Source organism: Psychrobacter sp. UBA6739 (assembly GCF_002453835.1).
Classification (GTDB): Bacteria; Pseudomonadota; Gammaproteobacteria; order Pseudomonadales; family Moraxellaceae; genus Psychrobacter; species Psychrobacter immobilis_A.
In genome coordinates this window covers 55,576-73,489 of the sequence record NZ_DKHR01000005.1, presented here as the reverse complement: position 1 = coordinate 73,489, position 17,914 = coordinate 55,576, and the positions used below count along the sequence as shown (strand labels likewise).

Annotated in this window: 16 protein-coding genes; 5 read left to right on the top strand and 11 right to left on the bottom strand. The window is 42.3% G+C overall.

All coding sequences use genetic code 11. The annotated features are described in order from the left end of the window. Window positions 1-120: 120 nt before the first annotated feature. The 11 genes from B2575_RS01675 to B2575_RS01625 form a co-directional block, all read right to left on the bottom strand. Entirely contained in the window at window positions 121-747 is a 627-nt protein-coding gene (locus B2575_RS01675; RefSeq protein WP_296239933.1) for a GNAT family N-acetyltransferase, read from the bottom strand. Between the two features lie 71 nt (window positions 748-818). Further along, a complete protein-coding gene (locus tag B2575_RS01670) occupies window positions 819-2,645 on the bottom strand; it encodes an ABC transporter ATP-binding protein (protein ID WP_296239976.1) in 1,827 nt (608 codons plus the stop codon). A 49-nt stretch (window positions 2,646-2,694) separates the two neighbouring features. After that, complete coding sequence (locus tag B2575_RS01665) at window positions 2,695-3,453, bottom strand: 5'-nucleotidase (protein WP_349681507.1); 759 nt, start codon at window positions 3,451-3,453, stop codon at window positions 2,695-2,697. 138 nt (window positions 3,454-3,591) lie between these two features. Continuing rightward, window positions 3,592-4,833, bottom strand: a complete 1,242-nt coding sequence (prpF, locus tag B2575_RS01660) for a 2-methylaconitate cis-trans isomerase PrpF (RefSeq protein WP_296239932.1) — start codon at window positions 4,831-4,833, stop codon at window positions 3,592-3,594. Between the two features lie 13 nt (window positions 4,834-4,846). Then, a complete protein-coding gene (locus tag B2575_RS01655; RefSeq protein WP_296239931.1) occupies window positions 4,847-5,524 on the bottom strand; it encodes a tetratricopeptide repeat protein in 678 nt (225 codons plus the stop codon). A 238-nt stretch (window positions 5,525-5,762) separates the two neighbouring features. After that, on the bottom strand, window positions 5,763-8,396 hold the full coding sequence (acnD, locus tag B2575_RS01650) for a Fe/S-dependent 2-methylisocitrate dehydratase AcnD (protein WP_296239975.1): 2,634 nt from the start codon (window positions 8,394-8,396) through the stop codon (window positions 5,763-5,765). 248 nt (window positions 8,397-8,644) lie between these two features. Next, window positions 8,645-9,784, bottom strand: a complete 1,140-nt coding sequence (gene prpC, locus B2575_RS01645; protein ID WP_198329944.1) for a bifunctional 2-methylcitrate synthase/citrate synthase — start codon at window positions 9,782-9,784, stop codon at window positions 8,645-8,647. 112 nt (window positions 9,785-9,896) lie between these two features. Beyond that, entirely contained in the window at window positions 9,897-10,550 is a 654-nt protein-coding gene (locus tag B2575_RS01640; protein WP_087815417.1) for a DUF2059 domain-containing protein, read from the bottom strand. A gap of 93 nt (window positions 10,551-10,643) precedes the next feature. Next, window positions 10,644-11,534, bottom strand: a complete 891-nt coding sequence (gene prpB / locus B2575_RS01635; RefSeq protein WP_087815419.1) for a methylisocitrate lyase — start codon at window positions 11,532-11,534, stop codon at window positions 10,644-10,646. A gap of 354 nt (window positions 11,535-11,888) precedes the next feature. After that, window positions 11,889-13,187 (bottom strand): NRAMP family divalent metal transporter, encoded by a 1,299-nt coding sequence (locus tag B2575_RS01630; RefSeq protein WP_045454703.1) that lies wholly within the window; start codon window positions 13,185-13,187, stop codon window positions 11,889-11,891. A 286-nt stretch (window positions 13,188-13,473) separates the two neighbouring features. Further along, a complete protein-coding gene (locus tag B2575_RS01625; protein ID WP_198329942.1) occupies window positions 13,474-14,487 on the bottom strand; it encodes a LysR family transcriptional regulator in 1,014 nt (337 codons plus the stop codon). A 237-nt stretch (window positions 14,488-14,724) separates the two neighbouring features. Here B2575_RS01625 and B2575_RS01620 point away from each other — a divergent pair, with 237 nt between their 5' ends. The 5 genes from B2575_RS01620 (at window position 14,725) to B2575_RS01600 (ending at window position 17,455) form a co-directional block, all read left to right on the top strand. Then, entirely contained in the window at window positions 14,725-15,147 is a 423-nt protein-coding gene (locus B2575_RS01620; RefSeq protein ID WP_296239930.1) for a hypothetical protein, read from the top strand. Between the two features lie 35 nt (window positions 15,148-15,182). Then, the gene (locus tag B2575_RS01615; protein WP_201501539.1) at window positions 15,183-15,533 is read left to right on the top strand and encodes an IS630 transposase-related protein; all 351 of its coding nucleotides are present in this window, start codon (window positions 15,183-15,185) and stop codon (window positions 15,531-15,533) included. Beyond that, entirely contained in the window at window positions 15,508-16,032 is a 525-nt protein-coding gene (locus B2575_RS01610; RefSeq protein ID WP_349681508.1) for an IS630 family transposase, read from the top strand. The genes B2575_RS01615 and B2575_RS01610 overlap by 26 nt, the downstream gene beginning before the upstream one ends. Before the next feature lie 207 nt (window positions 16,033-16,239). Beyond that, on the top strand, window positions 16,240-16,599 hold the full coding sequence (locus tag B2575_RS01605; RefSeq protein WP_296239929.1) for a hypothetical protein: 360 nt from the start codon (window positions 16,240-16,242) through the stop codon (window positions 16,597-16,599). Window positions 16,600-16,939: 340 nt separating this feature from the next. Further along, window positions 16,940-17,455 carry a hypothetical protein gene (locus tag B2575_RS01600; RefSeq protein ID WP_198329940.1) on the top strand — a complete coding sequence of 172 codons (516 nt, stop codon included), beginning with the start codon at window positions 16,940-16,942 and terminating at the stop codon, window positions 17,453-17,455. Window positions 17,456-17,914: the final 459 nt, after the last annotated feature.

Sequence of the window (17,914 nt, the reverse complement as noted above, 5' to 3'; positions counted from 1 at the left end):
GCTACTTCCTTGACCCATTATCCCGGTCATTCTTTTAAATTAGCCATCATTTAAAAGTAGCATACTCAATATGAAACAACCAAACTGAATTATGTTAAAAATTAAAACCTTGCGGCGCGCTTAAATCATCAAATATAGCAGACCTAACACAAATAAAGCCGCCATGATAAACAGCAGAAAACTTAAGACTTTGTTCGTTGTGGAGGCAGACTCAGTACGCTCTTTTTGTACTTTGTTTTTCTTGGCAACGTATAGAACCATTTTCACATGTTCTATATTGTCTTCGAGATAATGATCGCCTTCAGGTACAAACCCCAAGGACTCATAGAAGCTAAGTAAATAGGCTTGTGCAGAGAGTATAATCGGGCGCTTTTTACCATATTTTTTACGGCAGTGCGAAATGGCATGAATCATCATCTGCCGTGCGATACCCTCACCTCTGTGCTCTGACAATACCAGCACTCTACCGATGGCAGGCATAGCAGTATGATTGGTCTTAATCGTAGGGTCGGCGACCGATAGATTGGATTTTAATTTATTAAATTCAGGCGGAATGATACGGCAGTAGCCTACCAAAGCCTCGTTTTGATGCGCGATAAGATGTAGGCAATCAAAGTCCACCTCATCCATATCTTGATAGGCGCAGTTTTGCTCAACCACAAACACTTGTGATCGGGCTTTTAAAATATGATAGAGATCAACTGAGGTCAGCTCATCAAAGGTTTTGATAGAAAATTCACAAGTCATAGTGGGCTAGCTTCTGGAAATAGGCGGTAAAAGATTGGCATTATAACGATTTAGGCACACATTAACCATTCCTAACCATTTAGAGTCTGGCTGATTTTATCCAAATTTAAGCTATCCGACATGGCATTGAATATCTCAAAATACTTGCCGTGTTTCTCATATAGCGCTTCATGCGTACCAGTTTCAACCACGCGACCATCTTCTATCACGACCAAGTCATCCGCATCGATAATTTGGGCAATATTATGCGAAACCATAATTACGGTACGATCTTTTTTGATGAGATCTAGACTTTTCTTCACTTGTTGGCTGGCGATGGCATCGAGGCTAGCGGTTGGCTCATCCAAAAACACAATGGGTGGATCTTTTAAAAACATCCGTGCCAGCGCGATACGCTGCTGCTGACCACCAGACAATGACTTTGCTGTACTCTCATAGCCTTCTGCTAAATTAATAATTTGCTCATGAATGGAGGCTTTTTTTGCTGCAATAATAATATCTTCATCTGTCGCATTCATATCGCCATAGCGGATATTTTCGCTAATCGTACCCGAAAAGATATGATTACTTTGTAGTACCAAGCCAATATTTTGACGCAATTCATGAGTATCGCAGTCGGCTAAATTATGTCCGTCTAGCCATATGGTGCCGCTATCTGGCGCATAAAACTTTACTAATAAGCTAATAATCGTACTCTTGCCAGCACCGCTTAAACCCACCAGCGCAGTAATACGATTGGGCTTGATAGTAAAGCTGACATCTTTTAGCGCTTGCGTGCCATTCGGATACGTGAAATCGACGTTTTTCAGCTCAATATGACCTTTTAAATTTTTACTACTTCTGCCCGTGATATCTTCAACTTGGCTTTCATCTTCTAATATATCAAAGAAACCTTCAGCGTAAGTCAGGGCGTTATTAATCTGATCATAGATACGATGCAATTGACGAATAGGGGCGGCGACGTTTTGGAATAGCATGACATGGAATAAAATCATACCGATGGTCATCTCGCCTTTTAAAACAAAGTAGGATGTCAGCAGAATAATAACGACCACACCAATTTGCTCAATAAAGGTTTTTATCGCATCATAAATAAAACCAATACTGCGAATGCGCAGCTGATTATCAGTCATGTCTTTTTGGATGGTTAAGTGCTTTTCCGCTTCTATCGACTCACGAACAAAGGATTTCACCACGCTGATGGAGTTGATCAAGGAGATAACCAAGCCACTTTTGGCTTCTCGATAGCCACGCATCTGCCGACGGAATCCTTGTAGACGCCGCGCTTGTTTTTGGCTGATGAAGAAATAAATGGGAATGATAATAAGACCGACCAAGCCTATCCAAAAATTGGTCGAAAACATAATGATAAGTGAGACGATCGCACTGGCAAACAGCGGTAGCATATCGATAAAGAAGTTTTGCACTAAACTGGTTAAGCTGCTGACGCCATAATCGATACGCGTTTGCAACTTGCCGCTGTCGTTTTCGCTACTGGTATAAAATGCCATGCGGTAGGTCAAAATGCGCTCAATGATTTTTTGCGATAAATCACGCGAGAGATTGATGCGAATTTTTTCACCATAAAAGCGCTGACCAAAAGAGATAAATATCGACAGTATCTCTTTGGTTAAGAGTACGGCACTGATGATACCTAGCATGCGCACGCCAGCTTCCCAGGGATCGGCAAGCGTGGCAATTTCGGTCAAGGTATCAACGGCATAGCGCAGCACAAAGGCGTTGACTTGCGCTGTAAAGGAGCCAAGCACCGTTAGTATCAGTGTGGCAATAATTAAAACTTTATATGGCGCGGCAAAAACGGCAAGCTTTTTGAGGATATCCCATAGTAGAGCCCGCCGTTCTTTTTTCTCGACAGGGGGCTTTTTATCTAAGGGCATACGGCGTGTTTGGGAAGATGTTGGCATGTATTTTTATGAATATTAGTAATTAGCTTTCATTATGTACTACTTTATTAGCGATTCCAAAAGGAATATGAACTGATGGCAATACACCAGATGATTTCAAATGTGTCATCTGATCGTCAAAAAAGATATGAGGCCTTAATATCTCAAGAACCTTTGATTTGTCTACTCCGCCCATAAAAAAAGCTTCATTTGCAAGAATACCCCATTCACGCATTGTGTTAATTGCACGTTTATGTGAAGGTGCGTTTCTTGCAGTGACGATAGAGACTCTTACCATTGGTTCATAATTAGGGTTTTCAAGCTTATAATCATTTTCAAGTTTTTGAATATGAGAAATACGGTCAATAAAATTCTTTAGTGGTCCTGGATTATGAGCTATATCAACCTTAGTAGACTCATGGAGGTGAAACTCATCAAGGTTTTTATTTTCTTTATAAACACTTTCAGATTCATCGTCGATTATCACGCCATCAAAATCGAATGCTATTCTCAATTGCGTATCTTCAATATTATCAGAAATATCTCCATGTAAAATCTGACCTGCTGGATAACCTGCCTCTATTGCTTGTTTAACGTCTCCCTCATTAGCAGATAAAAACAATTCAATATCAAAGGCTGGAATATATTCGTGTGCTGATCGACCTTGCAAAAAAACCGCACGAGTAATAGAAAGGTTATAATGTTCAATTGAGTTAATAACCCTGAGGCCGGTGTCAGGATCATTGCGTGATAATAAAATAACTTCTACTAACGGATCTTTAAGCAGCTCATTTAGCTTCAATAGTCTCCTGATAAAAGGGTAGGCGACCCCAGTATTAAGAGCATCATCTTTCTGATTCTTTAAGATCAAATAATGCGCTTGATGAAATACCAATAACTAGCTTTTCTGTAAGATCATAAGCCATTGAAATCCCCTTAATTAAAAGGCATCCGCTGGTACAAACACTTCACCAACCATAATACGACGTGCCGAACGACTCATCGAGACTTTTTTGGCTTGCCAGCGACCATCGACTTGCTCGGTTTTTCCGCCTACTAATAACGTGCCAGAGGGATGACCAAAACGTACTTCACTAAGTTGCTTTTTCGATTGACCGCCACCTGCCGCTTCATTGACCAATGTACCTTGTGTAGTTGCCGCTGCGGCAATCGCAACCGCTGCCGTGCCCATCATGGCATGATGTAGTTGCCCCATGCTCATCGCCCGTACGACAAGATCAATCTCATTCGCCTCAACGGCTTTGCCACTTGATGCGCTGTAACTTTGTGCAGCGCCAACCCATGCAATCTTGGGTATATGCTGACTGCTTTGCGCTTCACGGACGTCTTTAAACAGCCCCATCGCAACGCCGCCTTTGGCACGGATTTTTTCAAGCTTAGCCAAGGTTTCGCTATCGCTATTGATATCGCCTTGCAACTCAGTACCCGTAAAGCCTAAATCTTCTGCTCTCATAAAGATGGTTGGGATACCAGCACTAATAAAAGTTGCCTTGACGCTATCAGTATTTAGACCACAGCCAGAGACATCAAAATCATCGACCAAGTTACCAGTAGGGAACATATCGCTGGTAGCATCAACAGGATCAATAAATTCAATTTTAACTTCAGCAGCAGGGAAGGTCACACCGTCTAATTCAAAATCGCCAGTTTCTTGTACTTGCACTTTTCCTTGCTCATCAGTGTAAACAGGTACATGAGCGATAATCGTTTTACCGATATTCTGTTGCCAAATGCGTACTTCGCAAATGCCAGTATTCGCACTATTTGCGATCTTATCAGTATCGACTAAGCTCATATTAATGGCACAGGCACCAACCGCCGCAGTTAAGTTGCCACAGTTACCCGCCCAATCAATCATCGGCTTGGCAATATTTACTTGCCCAAACAAGTAGTTCACATCGTGGTCTGTTTTATTTGAATTAGAAAGAATTACCGTTTTTGAGGTGCTAGAGCTGCCATTGCCTAAGCCGTCGATTTGCTTACCATAAGGATCAGGGCTACCGATAACCCGCAATAGGAAATTATCACGCGCAGCCCCTGCAACTTGGCAACGTTCTGGTAGGTCGGAGAGTTTAAAGAAGGTGCCTTTTGAGGTGCCGCCACGCATATAGGTGGCGGGGACAGATAGTTGTGGGGCAAAAGCAAGGTTTGGTCGGGTCATTTTTTTATTCCTATTATTTTAGTACGATATATTCATCACCGTTTTGAATGACCATTGTTAATGATTCAATAGATTGCGGCGACAACATATTTATAGACTCACTGGTTTCTTCAGAGCTTTGTGCAGCTGCTTGTTGCAGCCAATAACGTGCTTTTTCTTCATTTTTTCGAACACCCCATCCGTTTAAATAGGCTGCTGCTAAAAAGTTCTGTGCCTGCAGATCGCCTTCTTTTGAGGCAATAGACAAAAGCTTAGCAGCTTTAGTCAAATCTTGCTTGGTACCCCATCCTTTTATATACATAAGGGCTAAAGTTGTCACGGCATGAATAAATCCACTTTCAGCGGACAAACTGTACCAGTAACACGCTGCTACTAAGTCTTGACCGACACCATCACCAGTATGAAATTTAAGCGCCAAGAGATACTGCGAAACTGGGTCGCCTTCATCAATGCCAGGTCTCAAATCGGACTTAGCCATTTCAAGTTGTTCCCGTCGAATTTGTATAATACTATCAACGGATTCTTGTATATCGCGGCCGGTACGTACATTAGAAACCCAACAACCAATAATAATAGCAATAACGACAATGGAAATAGAGACGTCTACCATTGATAAATCAGTGAGACTACTACAACCGCTAAGATTCAATACAGAAATCAAAACAATAAAAATTCTATTGATGTTTTTCATGCCACTTCTTATGATAAAAAATGACAATTATACTAAATAGAAAAACAAATGTTTATTTTTTTAAGAAAATTCATTTAAATAAAGTACTATAAGCAATGTATTTAATGGATAGAAGCCTAATAAGACTAAGGAGTATCAGAATCTATTGTGAGACTACTAAAAAAGCCAATGCCATATAAATATAACATTGGCTTTTGTCACGTGTACGACAGCTATCGTTGTTGTTTATTCGTTTCTATTAAACGATATCTAGCGTGCCATCGATAAACTCTTTAGCAAAACGTTGCAGCATACCGCCTGCGTTGTACATTTTGACCTCATCAGCAGTATCTAAACGACATTTCACTGAGGCTTTATCGACAGTGCCATCTGTGCGGTTAATGACCAATGTCATCTCACCACCAGCCGACACTTCGCCTTCAATATCGAATATTTCAGTACCATCGATATTAAGCGTATTACGATTGACACCTTCTTTAAACTGTAAAGGTAGCGCTCCCATACCGACTAAGTTTTGACGATGGATACGCTCAAAATCTTCTGCGACGACGACTTCTACGCCAGCTAGACGAACCCCTTTAGCAGCCCAGTCGCGGCTTGAGCCTTGACCATAGCCATCACCAGCGATGATGATAAGCGGCTGCTCACGGTTCATATAGGTCTCGATTGCTTCCCACATACGCATGACTTGACCTTCAGGCTCTACTCTAGCAAGCGAACCTTGTATTACTTCACCTTTCTCGTCACGTACCATCTCATTCAATAGCTTAGGATTGGCAAAGGTCGCACGCTGCGCGGTTAAGTGATCGCCGCGATGGGTTGCATACGAGTTGTAGTCCTCGGCAGGTAAGCCCATAGTATCAAGATACTCGCCAGCCGCCGAATCGCCCAAAATCGCATTAGACGGTGATAAATGGTCAGTGGTGATATTATCACCAAGCACCGCTAACGGACGCATGCCTTTTAGCTTATTCATCGCTGCCATTTTGCCTTCCCAATACGGTGGACGGCGGATATAGGTCGTCTGCTCACGCCAGTCATAGAGCGGGCTTAAGGCTTTACCAGTGTCCTTTTTGGCTTCATCAAACATCGGGATATAAACAGCGTTGAATTGCTCAGGCTTCACTGCTTTGGCAACGATGGCATCAACTTCGTCATCATCGAACCAAATGTCTTTTAGATACACGTCGTTGCCGTTTTGGTCTTTTCCTAACGAGTCTTTTTCAATATCGAAGCGAATATTACCAGCGATGGCATAGGCAATCACCAATGGTGGCGATGCTAAAAAAGCTTGCTTGGCGTATGGATGGATACGACCATCGAAATTGCGGTTGCCTGATAATACTGCCGTACTAAACAAGTCACGATCGATGATTTCTTTTTCGATATCAGGATCAAGTGCGCCACTCATACCATTACACGTCGTACAAGCAAAGCCAACCACGTCAAAGCCGATTTCTTGGAGTTCAGGCATCAAGCCTGCTTCTTCTAGGTACATTTTGACGGTTTTAGAGCCTGGTGCTAATGATGATTTTACCCAAGGCTTACGTAACAAGCCTTTAGCATTGGCGTTACGGGCAACGAGGCCTGCTGCTACCATATTGCGTGGGTTTGAGGTGTTGGTGCAGCTGGTGATAGCCGCGATAATAACTGCGCCATCTGGCATCATGCCGTCTTTGGGTTCTGGTAGTTTTTCATCAGCACCGTGAGCAATACCTTTGGCAACCAAATCCGTGGTTGAGACACGAGCATGCGGACGCGACGGCCCTGCCATATTACGTACAACTGCTGATAGATCAAACTCAAGCACGCGAGCATATTCAGCTTTTTCCATACCATCAGCCCATAGACCAGTCTGCTTAGCATACTGCTCAACCAATTTTATTTGAGCTTCACTACGACCAGTTAGGCGTAAATAGTCGATGGTTTGCTCATCGATATAGAACATCGCAGCCGTTGCGCCATACTCAGGGGTCATATTAGAGATAGACGCGCGGTCACCGACACTCAGCTGACGTGCACCTTCACCAAAGAACTCGATATAGGTAGAGACTACGCCAGCATCACGTAAGAACTCGGTCATAGCGAGTACTAAATCGGTGCCAGTAATGCCTCTTTGCAGTTTGCCCGTTAGCTTAACGCCCACGTAATCAGGCAGGCGCATATATGATGGATTGCCCAACATCACGCTTTCAGCTTCAAGCCCGCCAACACCGATTGAGATGACACCTAAAGCATCAACCATTGGTGTATGACTGTCAGTACCGACTAAAGTATCGGCAAAGGCTACTTGTTCACCGGCTTTGTTTTGGACGACTTGGACGACAGGCGACATTTTTTCTAGATTGATCTGATGCATGATGCCGTTACCGGGCGGTACGACGTTGACATTATCAAAGGCATACTGGCACCAGTTGATAAAGTGAAAGCGATCATCGTTACGGCGCTCTTCGATAGCACGGTTTTTCTCAAAAGCGTTTTCCTCAAAGCCGGCATGTTCAACGGCTAGTGAATGGTCAACAATTAATTGCGTTGGCACGATTGGATTCACTTTAGACGGATCGCCACCTTGCTCAGCGATGGCATCACGTAGACCTGCCAAATCGACAAACGCGGTCTGACCTAAGATGTCATGACAAACCACGCGGGCAGGGTACCAAGGAAAATCTAAATCTTGTTTGCCCTCAATATGTTGTTTTAAAGCAGCTGTTAGCTCTTCTGGTGGGCAACGACGTACCAAGTTTTCACATAGTACTTTTGAGCAAAACGGTAGCTTGTCATACGCGCCAGCTTCAATATTTTCGACAGCCTCGCGGGTGTCAAAGTAATAGAGGTCGGTATCTGGCAGGGGCTTTTTGAATTGATCATTCATTGGTTGTACTAGAGCGTTGTCCATGATTCACCTTTGGCAGTTGGCTGGTTTAAATTTAAAAAATAGTCATTCTTTTAGCAAAGTCATTAGTGGAATTAGAAGTTAGAAGAAGGCTTTGCTAAAAAAATATGGCTAAAAAGAAAGTGAGGTTATTAAGAAAAAGTTTAACTGCTAAATTGTGAATATATCTAGCAGTTAAACTGGTTATCTCGCATAAGCACTTATCCGAGATAGTAAATATATATGGATTAACGCGCGCTCATCTCTGGTACTGGACGCAGCTCTTCACCGGTATATTCCGCACTTGGGCGAATGATACGGTTATTAGCACGTTGCTCAAATACGTGTGCTGCCCAACCTGTTAGACGCGAGCAAACAAAGATTGGCGTGAACAACTTAGTTGGAATGCCCATAAAGTGATAGGCTGAGGCATGGAAAAAGTCAGCATTACAGAACAGCTTTTTCTCGCGCCACATGACTTCTTCACAGCGTACTGATACTGGATATAGCACTTCATCACCAACGTCAGCAGCTAGCTTCTCAGCCCAGCCTTTAATAACGACGTTACGTGGATCTGATTCGCTATAGATGGCATGACCAAAGCCCATAATTTTGTCTTTACGCGCTAGCATACCCATCATTTCTTCTTCGGCTTCATCAGGTGAGCTAAAGCCTTCAATCATATCCATCGCCGCCTCATTAGCGCCACCATGCAGAGGACCGCGTAGTGAACCAATCGCGCCAGTGATACAAGAATGGATATCAGATAGCGTAGAAGCACACACACGAGCGGTAAAGGTCGAGGCGTTGAACTCATGCTCTGCGTACAAGATAAGAGACACGTTCATCACTTTTTCGTGTAGCTCGTTTGGTTTCTCACCCTTTAGCAAATGCAAGAAATGACCGCCAATGGTGGCATCATCAGTTTCGGTTTCGATACGCACGTTGTCATGGGTAAAACGATACCAGTAGTTGATGATAGAAGGGAATGCCGCAAGCATGCGATCTGCTTGGTCGTTTTCTTCATCAAAACTCATTTCGGTTTCTAAGTTACCCAGCATAGAGCAACCTGTACGTAATACATCCATTGGATGCGATTCGGCAGGGATACGCTCAAGCACGTCTTTTAATGACTGTGGTAGACCACGTAAGCTTTTGAGCTTGGCTTGATAAGCATTAAGCTCAGTTTGGTTTGGCAAGTTGCCATAAAGCAGCAAGTAGGCCACTTCTTCAAAGATGCATTTGTCTGCCAGTTCTGATACATCATAACCGCGATAGGTCAGACCTGATCCTGACTTGCCGACGGTAGATAGCGCGGTCTTGCCAGCGACTTGTCCGCGCAGACCTGCGCCTGACAATACTTTTGTTGATGGGTTTTGTGCTGCCATGATGAAATTCCTTTTGTGGGTAGCTTTTTGGGTGAAAACCGGTGTTTCTAAGTTTCTAAGTTTCTAATAATAAATTTGTCAGTTGATGACTGACTATAGCGCCAGTCAAGTATTACGCAGGCTGTTCAGGCTGTGGACCATCTAAATCGACATTACAACGCTTGAATTCGGCTTCAATAGGAACGTTCAAGACTTCCATTGCGCTGCCTTCGCCTTCTGCATTATTGATTTTCATGTACTTGACACCCAGTGGTGATTCCATGAATGTCTGAATCTCAGTCATCTCCTCTGGAGTAGGGTCAGCCATTGGTGTTGCAATCTCTTCACCATTCATGACGCGCAGTTGCTCATTACCAAACGTAATCAGCTTTTTCCCTACCTCTGACGTATAAAAGTCATCCAACTCTTGTAACTCTGCATCGGTAAACTGACTCTTATAGAAGCTATCGACTTCGGCTTTACCCAAGTCTTTGTCGCGTGATTCGAGACAGCTGACTTGCTCTGCACTGAGCGCACCACTATTGATAACTGGTGCGAACAATAGACTGTCGACGGTATCTAGCGTAATCGTCGTCATGACCAAGTCATCTTGAGTGGCAGGTGCAGGAGCCTGTTTGGTAGTATCAACTTCAGCAGTGCTTGCACCACTGGTCGTATCATCAGCGGTTTCTGGTGTTTTATCACAGCCCGTCATGAATAATAGCGCCGCAAGCGTGCTGCTCAGTAGTGACGTTTTAAGAGCAGTATTAGCAGTAAAAAATGGCATAAATAACCTAAAAGTAAATGAAGACGGATTTCGAAAAAATAACACACTCAAAGGTGAGCTATCTTTTCAGTATTGCCAATGAAGAATGCCTAACTACTTATTAGCAAATAGCTTGTCTAGCGTCTGCTCAAACTCATGATAATTTAAGAAATCATACAGCTCCATGCGGGTTTGCATGGTATCAACAACTTTTTCTTGGGTGCCATCAGTCAATAGATGCTGATAAACGTTTAATGCCGCTTTGTTCATCGCACGGAATGCTGATAGCGGGTACAACACCATCTCTACACCCACGCTATACAGTTGATCAGTGGTGTAAAGGTCGGTCTGACCAAACTCTGTCATGTTGGCGAGTACTGGGATATCCAATACGTCAGTGAACTTACGATACATTTCGATATCGGTTAACGCCTCGGCAAAAATCATGTCTGCGCCTGCTTCTTGGAAGGCAACGGCGCGCTCGACAGCAGCGTCTAAGCCTTCTACCGATAGCGCATCTGTACGTGCCATGACCACAAAATCAGGATCCGTTTTGGCATCCAATGCCGCTTTTAAGCGATCAACCATTTCTGAAATACTGACGATTTCTTTATTTGGGCGATGACCACAGCGCTTTTGCGCCACTTGGTCTTCGATATGTACCGCTGCCACGCCCGCTTTTTCCATTTTTCTGATGGTCTGGGCGATGTTAAACGCACCACCAAAACCAGTGTCGATATCGACTAATAACGGCGTATCAACTGCGTCAGTGATACGGCGTGCATCTTCTAGCACATTATCAAGGCTAGTCATACCCAAATCAGGAAGACCAAATGAGGCATTTGCCACACCAGCACCAGAGAGATATAACGCTTGGTGACCGACTTGGGTTGCCATCATTGCAGTATAGGCATTGATAGCACCTGCAATTTGTAGTGGCTGGTTGTTATCATTTTTTTGAGTGAGGGCACTGCGAAAGCGTGCGCCAGCAGATGATAGAGTCATGTGAGTGTCCTTGCATAGAGAGATAGTATTATCGTTATTGTGTTCGATTATACCCAATAATCAGTGAGTAAAAAGCATTGTTTGAGTGCGATAAATTAGATAATTTAAACAACTATTTTATTAAAATTAACATTATTCAATATATAAATAGCATTATCTATAAAGTAATGGTTTGCTCAAACTATTATTCATATTGCTGAATTTGCAAAGACACGTATAGCCCATTATTTACATTTATTTACAATAGCGGTTGCGCTTATTTTTATCGATTCATAGTTTTAGCTTACCAAAAAGCCCTAATAGCTAAGCTAAAAGGGCTTTTATGATATAAATAGATATTTTTAAAACCGATACCTAGCCAAATAGTCCAGCAAGATTGGCTAAAAATAACAGCGCAAAACCCGTTAAGAAGATGAGTCCCGCGATAGAGAGTGCATTCATGCCAAAAGACAGTTTTTTATGGTTTTTAACCAGTGAGTAATTTAACCAGCCAAAGATAGGCGCTGAGACAAACGCCGATATCATGGCAAACTTAAGCATAGTACCTAATTGTCCAGTAAAGAAAGTGATAATCATCAACCCACCACCGATAGCATAGGTCGTCCAAAAAGCGATTTGCTTTTTGTTGATTTCGCTTTCTCCTTTTATTAGGCGCCAGCACTCAGCGTTGGCACGGCCATAACCGTCTGCACAGGTAATCGTCGTGCCAAACATACACATAAAGGCGACGAAAGCGACCAATAGACGTGACCATTCACCGATAGTTGCGGTATACATGTTGATCAACTGATTGATATAAGCGCCACCGACCAGCTCAATTTCTTGTCCTGAGCCATACTGTACAAACACGCCTAATGACAAAAAAAATAAGGCTAAAATTGCTGAGACAGCATAACCGACGTTAAAATCAAGCAAACCTTGGCGATGGGTGGTGTGATCGGCTTTGACTTTGGCAGATGTCCACATCGAGGTAATGGCGGCAAACTCAAGCGGTGCTGGCATCCAGCCCATGAGTGCCACAATAAAACCTAAAGTTGCTAAATTCCAAGGAGAGGCGGCGACAAAGTCAGCAGCCATGACTGTCGGCTTGCCAGCAGCAATGATGACAGCAGCGACGGTCGCAGTCGTCAAGGCAATCATAATCCATTTGGTCACACCATCAAGCAGTTTATAGTGACCCGCAATTAAAAAGAACCAAGAAACCGCCACGATGATTAGAGACAGTGCCATCGTCGATAGCCCAAGAGAAGCGGGTAGCATAAAACCTAAGATAACCGCTGCTATTAATGAGACTGCGCCCGTACTAATGACGGCTGATAGGATAGAGAGTATAAAATATACCCACAGATATACTTTTGAGCGTTTGGCATAGCCTGCAATTAAACTCTCGCCAGTGTCATAGACGTAGTCGGTTGCAAAACGAAAAAATGGATACTTAAAAACGTTGGCTAAAATAATCATAATGGCCAGTTGCCAGCCATATATAGCGCCAGCCTGCGTCGATGAAATCAAATGTGAGCCACCGATAGCAGCGGTTGCCATCAAAATACCGGGACCAAAGATGCGCCAGCTAAAGCCTTCTTGCGGCGAGGTCGCAGTATCGTCAGTGGCATTTGGGTTGGTGCGTGGGTTATTGAGTGGTTGTGTGGTCATGAATACCTCTAAATGGTTAAAACGGCAAATTATCACTTACCTGTGTCAGCTTGCCAATGATCATGAGAGAAGCGCTTTATAAACTGCTTAAATATAAAACGATTCATCTTGTATCAACTTTAGCACACCGAAGCCAGTCAGGAGAATGATTATTCTAGTTGTTATTACTATTTGTTTGCATTGCCATTCTTTTTATTTAGCATAATCAGTTGCTAATATCAAGCATTAAGGCTGATTATTTTTTAGCGGTTCTTTATAACACAATATCCATTCAATATCTGATAATTTAAGGCTGTGACACAAATTTTTGCTGCCGATAAGTGATGCCGCGCTGCTCATATACCTGATAGGTGGCGCGCAGTAAATCAGAAATGCTGGGATGAACGAAATCTTTGAGCGTATGCAGATAAATAGGGGAGGTGACGTTTTCGTGTACTAAACGTTGATAACTGATTTGGTCGGTACGCACGGTCTTTAGGCTAGCAGGCACAAGCGTAATACCTTCGCCAGCCGCCACCAAGCCTAGCGCTACTTGCAAGTCACTCACCGTCGTAGTCATAAAAGGCGAAATACCGTATTGTGCGAATAAGTGTAGTAAAGGCTCCGTAATAGGCGCGCTATGTGCGGATTGCTCAGCGCTTGTGCGTCTGGATTTTGTATTATTATCCAGCTTTGCGCTGGTTGACCTTACGCTCGTCGCTATCGGTAAATGGGTTTGATGGTAGAGAATCAGTCGATTGTTTGCTAAGTCTATCAATCGCTGCTCCTTTATATGCGCCAAAGGATGGGCTTTTGGTAAGGCGACGACATAACGCTCATGACGCATTAGTATTTGCTGAATCCATGGATCTTGATGGGGGAAACGCCCAAATCCGATGTCTATCTCACCAGATTTGAGCGCCTCTATTTGTTGATATGAGCTGATGTCTTTGAGATTGACGTCGATATCGGGGCTGGATTGCTTCAGCATGGCAATGATTTCAGGAAGCAATCCATAAAGCACGGATGGGACAAAGCCAATATTCAGCATACTGCTGGGCGTAGATAGTCGCTGCGTCATGCTGGTGACGGTATCAATCTCTGTCAATATGGCGCTGATTTTGTCGTAAAAGAATGTACCAGCTTCGGTCAGATGTAGCGGTCTATGGTAGCGATCGACCAATTCTACACCCATATCTGTTTCAAGCTGTTTAAGCAGGCGACTCAAGCTTGGTTGTGACAATCCAGTTTTAGTCGCTGCGGCACTAAAGCTCCGTGAATCTGCGATAGCAATAAAAGCGTTGAGCTGTTTTAAATCCATATCTTTATGCTCACTTGTTTATGATGTCACCGTTGCTTGTGGCTTATTTTTTTGGCTATTTTGATTATTTTATCCGAATAAGAACAGCAAGCGACAAATTATGCTTGAAGCGAACGAGGCGAGCTACTATATTGTTTGTTAACGTTAGTGTTACACTTTAGCAAACAATAAAAACTTTATTCTTAATTCTAGCCGTCATCTACTTTTTCGCGGTAAAAACTGGTTTGGTATTACTTCATGAGCGACAAAAAAAATAGCCCTAATGCGCAGTTAGAGGCAAATTTAGCCAAAATTGCTAATACTAAGCCACGTAAGCGTATGCGTAAAGATAATATCTACGAGCGTTTCATCACGCGTGTCGAAAATGTCGATAGTAATGAGGATAACGCTACTTTCAAAGAAAATGCATTAAAGCCACTAAAGAATACCGATCACCTTTCATCGTATGAGCCATTAAGCGCCACAGAGCTAGAATTATTTGCTAATTTAGAGCAAGAAAGCGTGAGCACAGGTATTAATGTAGATTTTTCTGATGACGATAAAGACGAGGGTTTTTCGACAAATCATGCACCGATAGCTAATACTGACAACTCTTTAGACTCTGATGCAAATAACGATAAATCTTCTTTATATAGCCAATCCCACTTAAAATTGTTATAAACTAATTATCAAACCTAATTGCTATCATAAAGACCATGACTTACTCATTAGATTTTCGTAAACAAGTACTAAAAAGCTTAGACGAGGGTATGACCTTTGCCGAGGCAGCTGAGTTTTACAATCTGAGCCCAACCACCATACAAAACTGGAAGCGGCGTGTTCATAGCAAAACAACCAGGCAAACCAAACCTTATAAAATACCAGATGATGTGCTACTTAATGATGTCAAAGAACATCCCGACGATTACCAGTATGAGCGAGCACGTCGTCTAAACTGTAGTAAAACAGGCATTCATCATGCCCTAAAGCGCCTAGGCATCAGTCAAAAAAAAGACCTTAAAGCATCCAAAAGCGTGTCCGATCAAAAGAGCGATATATCACAGTAAGCTTAATAGCTTTAAACAACAAGGCTATCCCATCGTTTATATGGATGAAAGTGGCTTTGAGGCTGAAACTATTCGTCCTTATGGCTATGCACCGATTGGTAAGCCTTGTATCGATAGCTACAACTGGCAAGGTAAAAAGCGAACCAACGTTATCGGTGCTCTATATGAAAAGATGCTGTTTGCACTAGATTACTTTGAGACAAACATCAACAGCATCGTTTTCTATCACTGGTGCAAACACAAGCTAATCCCAAGTCTTAAAACCAAATGCGTGATTGTCATGGATAATGCCAGATTTCATAAGAGCAAACGCATTCAAAAGCTACTGAACAGGCACGGTCATCGTATTCTATGGCTGCCGCCGTACAGCCCTGATTTGAACCCTATTGAGAAGAAATGGGCTCAGGTGAAGTTTCTACGCCAAGGCTGGATGGAAAACGACTTATCCAAATTGTTTTATGATGTTTGTCCTAAACATAACAATTTTATTTTGAACTGACTATATATCGCTGACAGCGCAAATGCTGATGATTTAAAACGTCAAGATTCAGAAAAATTAGCAGCGGAAAAAGTTAGAAACGAACAACTATCTAATAATAACGACGCTGTAAATGACAGTGCCATTGCTAAACAATTAGCAAAATCAAAGGAAAAGCAAGTAAGTAGCAAAAAACCGCTTATTATTGGCATGATATTTGGCTCATTATTGATTGCTATTATTGTAGCGACACTAATTTTCACCGGCGTTCTATCGACCTCAACGAAAACGATTGCACCTGATAGTGCAGAGACGAAAACAACAACGACAGATGCAGCACCAGCTGTTAGCACTGGCAAAGCAGTAGTAACCGATGACAACCAACCTTCTGCGGATACAGGCGCGATAGACAAATCGACAGTGATATCGCAACCAGATGAATCCCCCACTGAGAATCCAGACACTAATCCTAATGGGGTAGAGACTACTGAAGCCCCATCGACCATGCCAGCAGCTGATGCAGCCATCACTTATGATGACTTTAGAGAAGAATCTCAAAGTACCTTGTATCGTGAGACCAATGATTAGGGTCTGTTGCACATTCATAATTTCAACTAGTCATTCAATCTAAGGCATGTTATCAATTCAAATGGACTGAATTTTGCCAAGCAGCGTTAAATATCTGCTTAATACCTCGAGATAACCTGTGCTATTTTGCTTATTAGACTACAATTCATCTCATTTTTATTACCATTTTTCAAATTGCTCATCAGCAACTAGCCATACAATAATAGTACTTTCAAGCCGCTTATCAGTCAATTCTATCGCTCATACCAAAAATCATTGCAACATACCCGAGAGCCCGTATCCTGAGATCAAGGATACGGTGATAGGCCGTTCATAACATGGATTGACTCGGTATTGAATTATGACTATCTCAGACAATAAAAGTGATATCAATAAAAGTGTTGGCTTATCCAGTAATTCTAATAAAGAGCCACTATTAGCAACCGACACAGCAAAGCTAGCAAAAGGCAGTTTGCTGAGTCATGTAAAATGGTTTGCCATAGTGGGTGTCTTGTTATTAACGACTATATTTGTGTCTGCTCGTTTTTTTTCAACAATTCCTCAAACATCCATGGTAAGTGTTCATCTACCTGTTACGGTAGCTACTCATCAAATCAACGAGACGGTAGCAGATAGCTCACCGCTAGTAGAAGTTAAAAACAATCATATTAAGGCTAATGTTGAAGCTAAGTATGCTCAAGCCGAGACTGCTATTAGTTATGGTGATTTTAGACAGGAAGCACAGAATATCTTATATCGTGAGCCAGAAGCGTCTGTCTCACATATAAACCTAAGTACAGCTAGCATTGAGCCTGCCATTAGTCATGAAGATTTTAGAATAGAAGCAAAAAACATCTTATACCGTGAGGAAAAATAATCAAGTTTATATGCTAATACAATAGAATTGAAACGCAGATGACGACTTATTTAAAACCATCTATTTGACATATGCATATCTCCAGATAGCTTTATAAGCAGGCAGAGAAGCTCCTACTCATTGGAGGGATTTGGTTAACTTAGCCTCGTTATATCCTGATATTGAAATAATATAAACGCGAGTAATGAGAATGCTAATATTCACACCTTCATTAGGAGAAAAATCTGCAAGAGTGATTGGCTAACCACTCTTTAAAAAGCAAAGTGCGTATTCAATAAATGGTTGATAAGTTTGTTATGCATGTTGCATTTTCGATATTTAATTTACAAAGGCGGCGGTATTTTTAACGGCTTTACAAATTATTAATACTGAGTGCTCAGATGCATTTCAATCAAATAGCTGTAATAGAAACATTGTTATAGATTTAATTCTATAGTCAATCCTATATAAATCAGATAC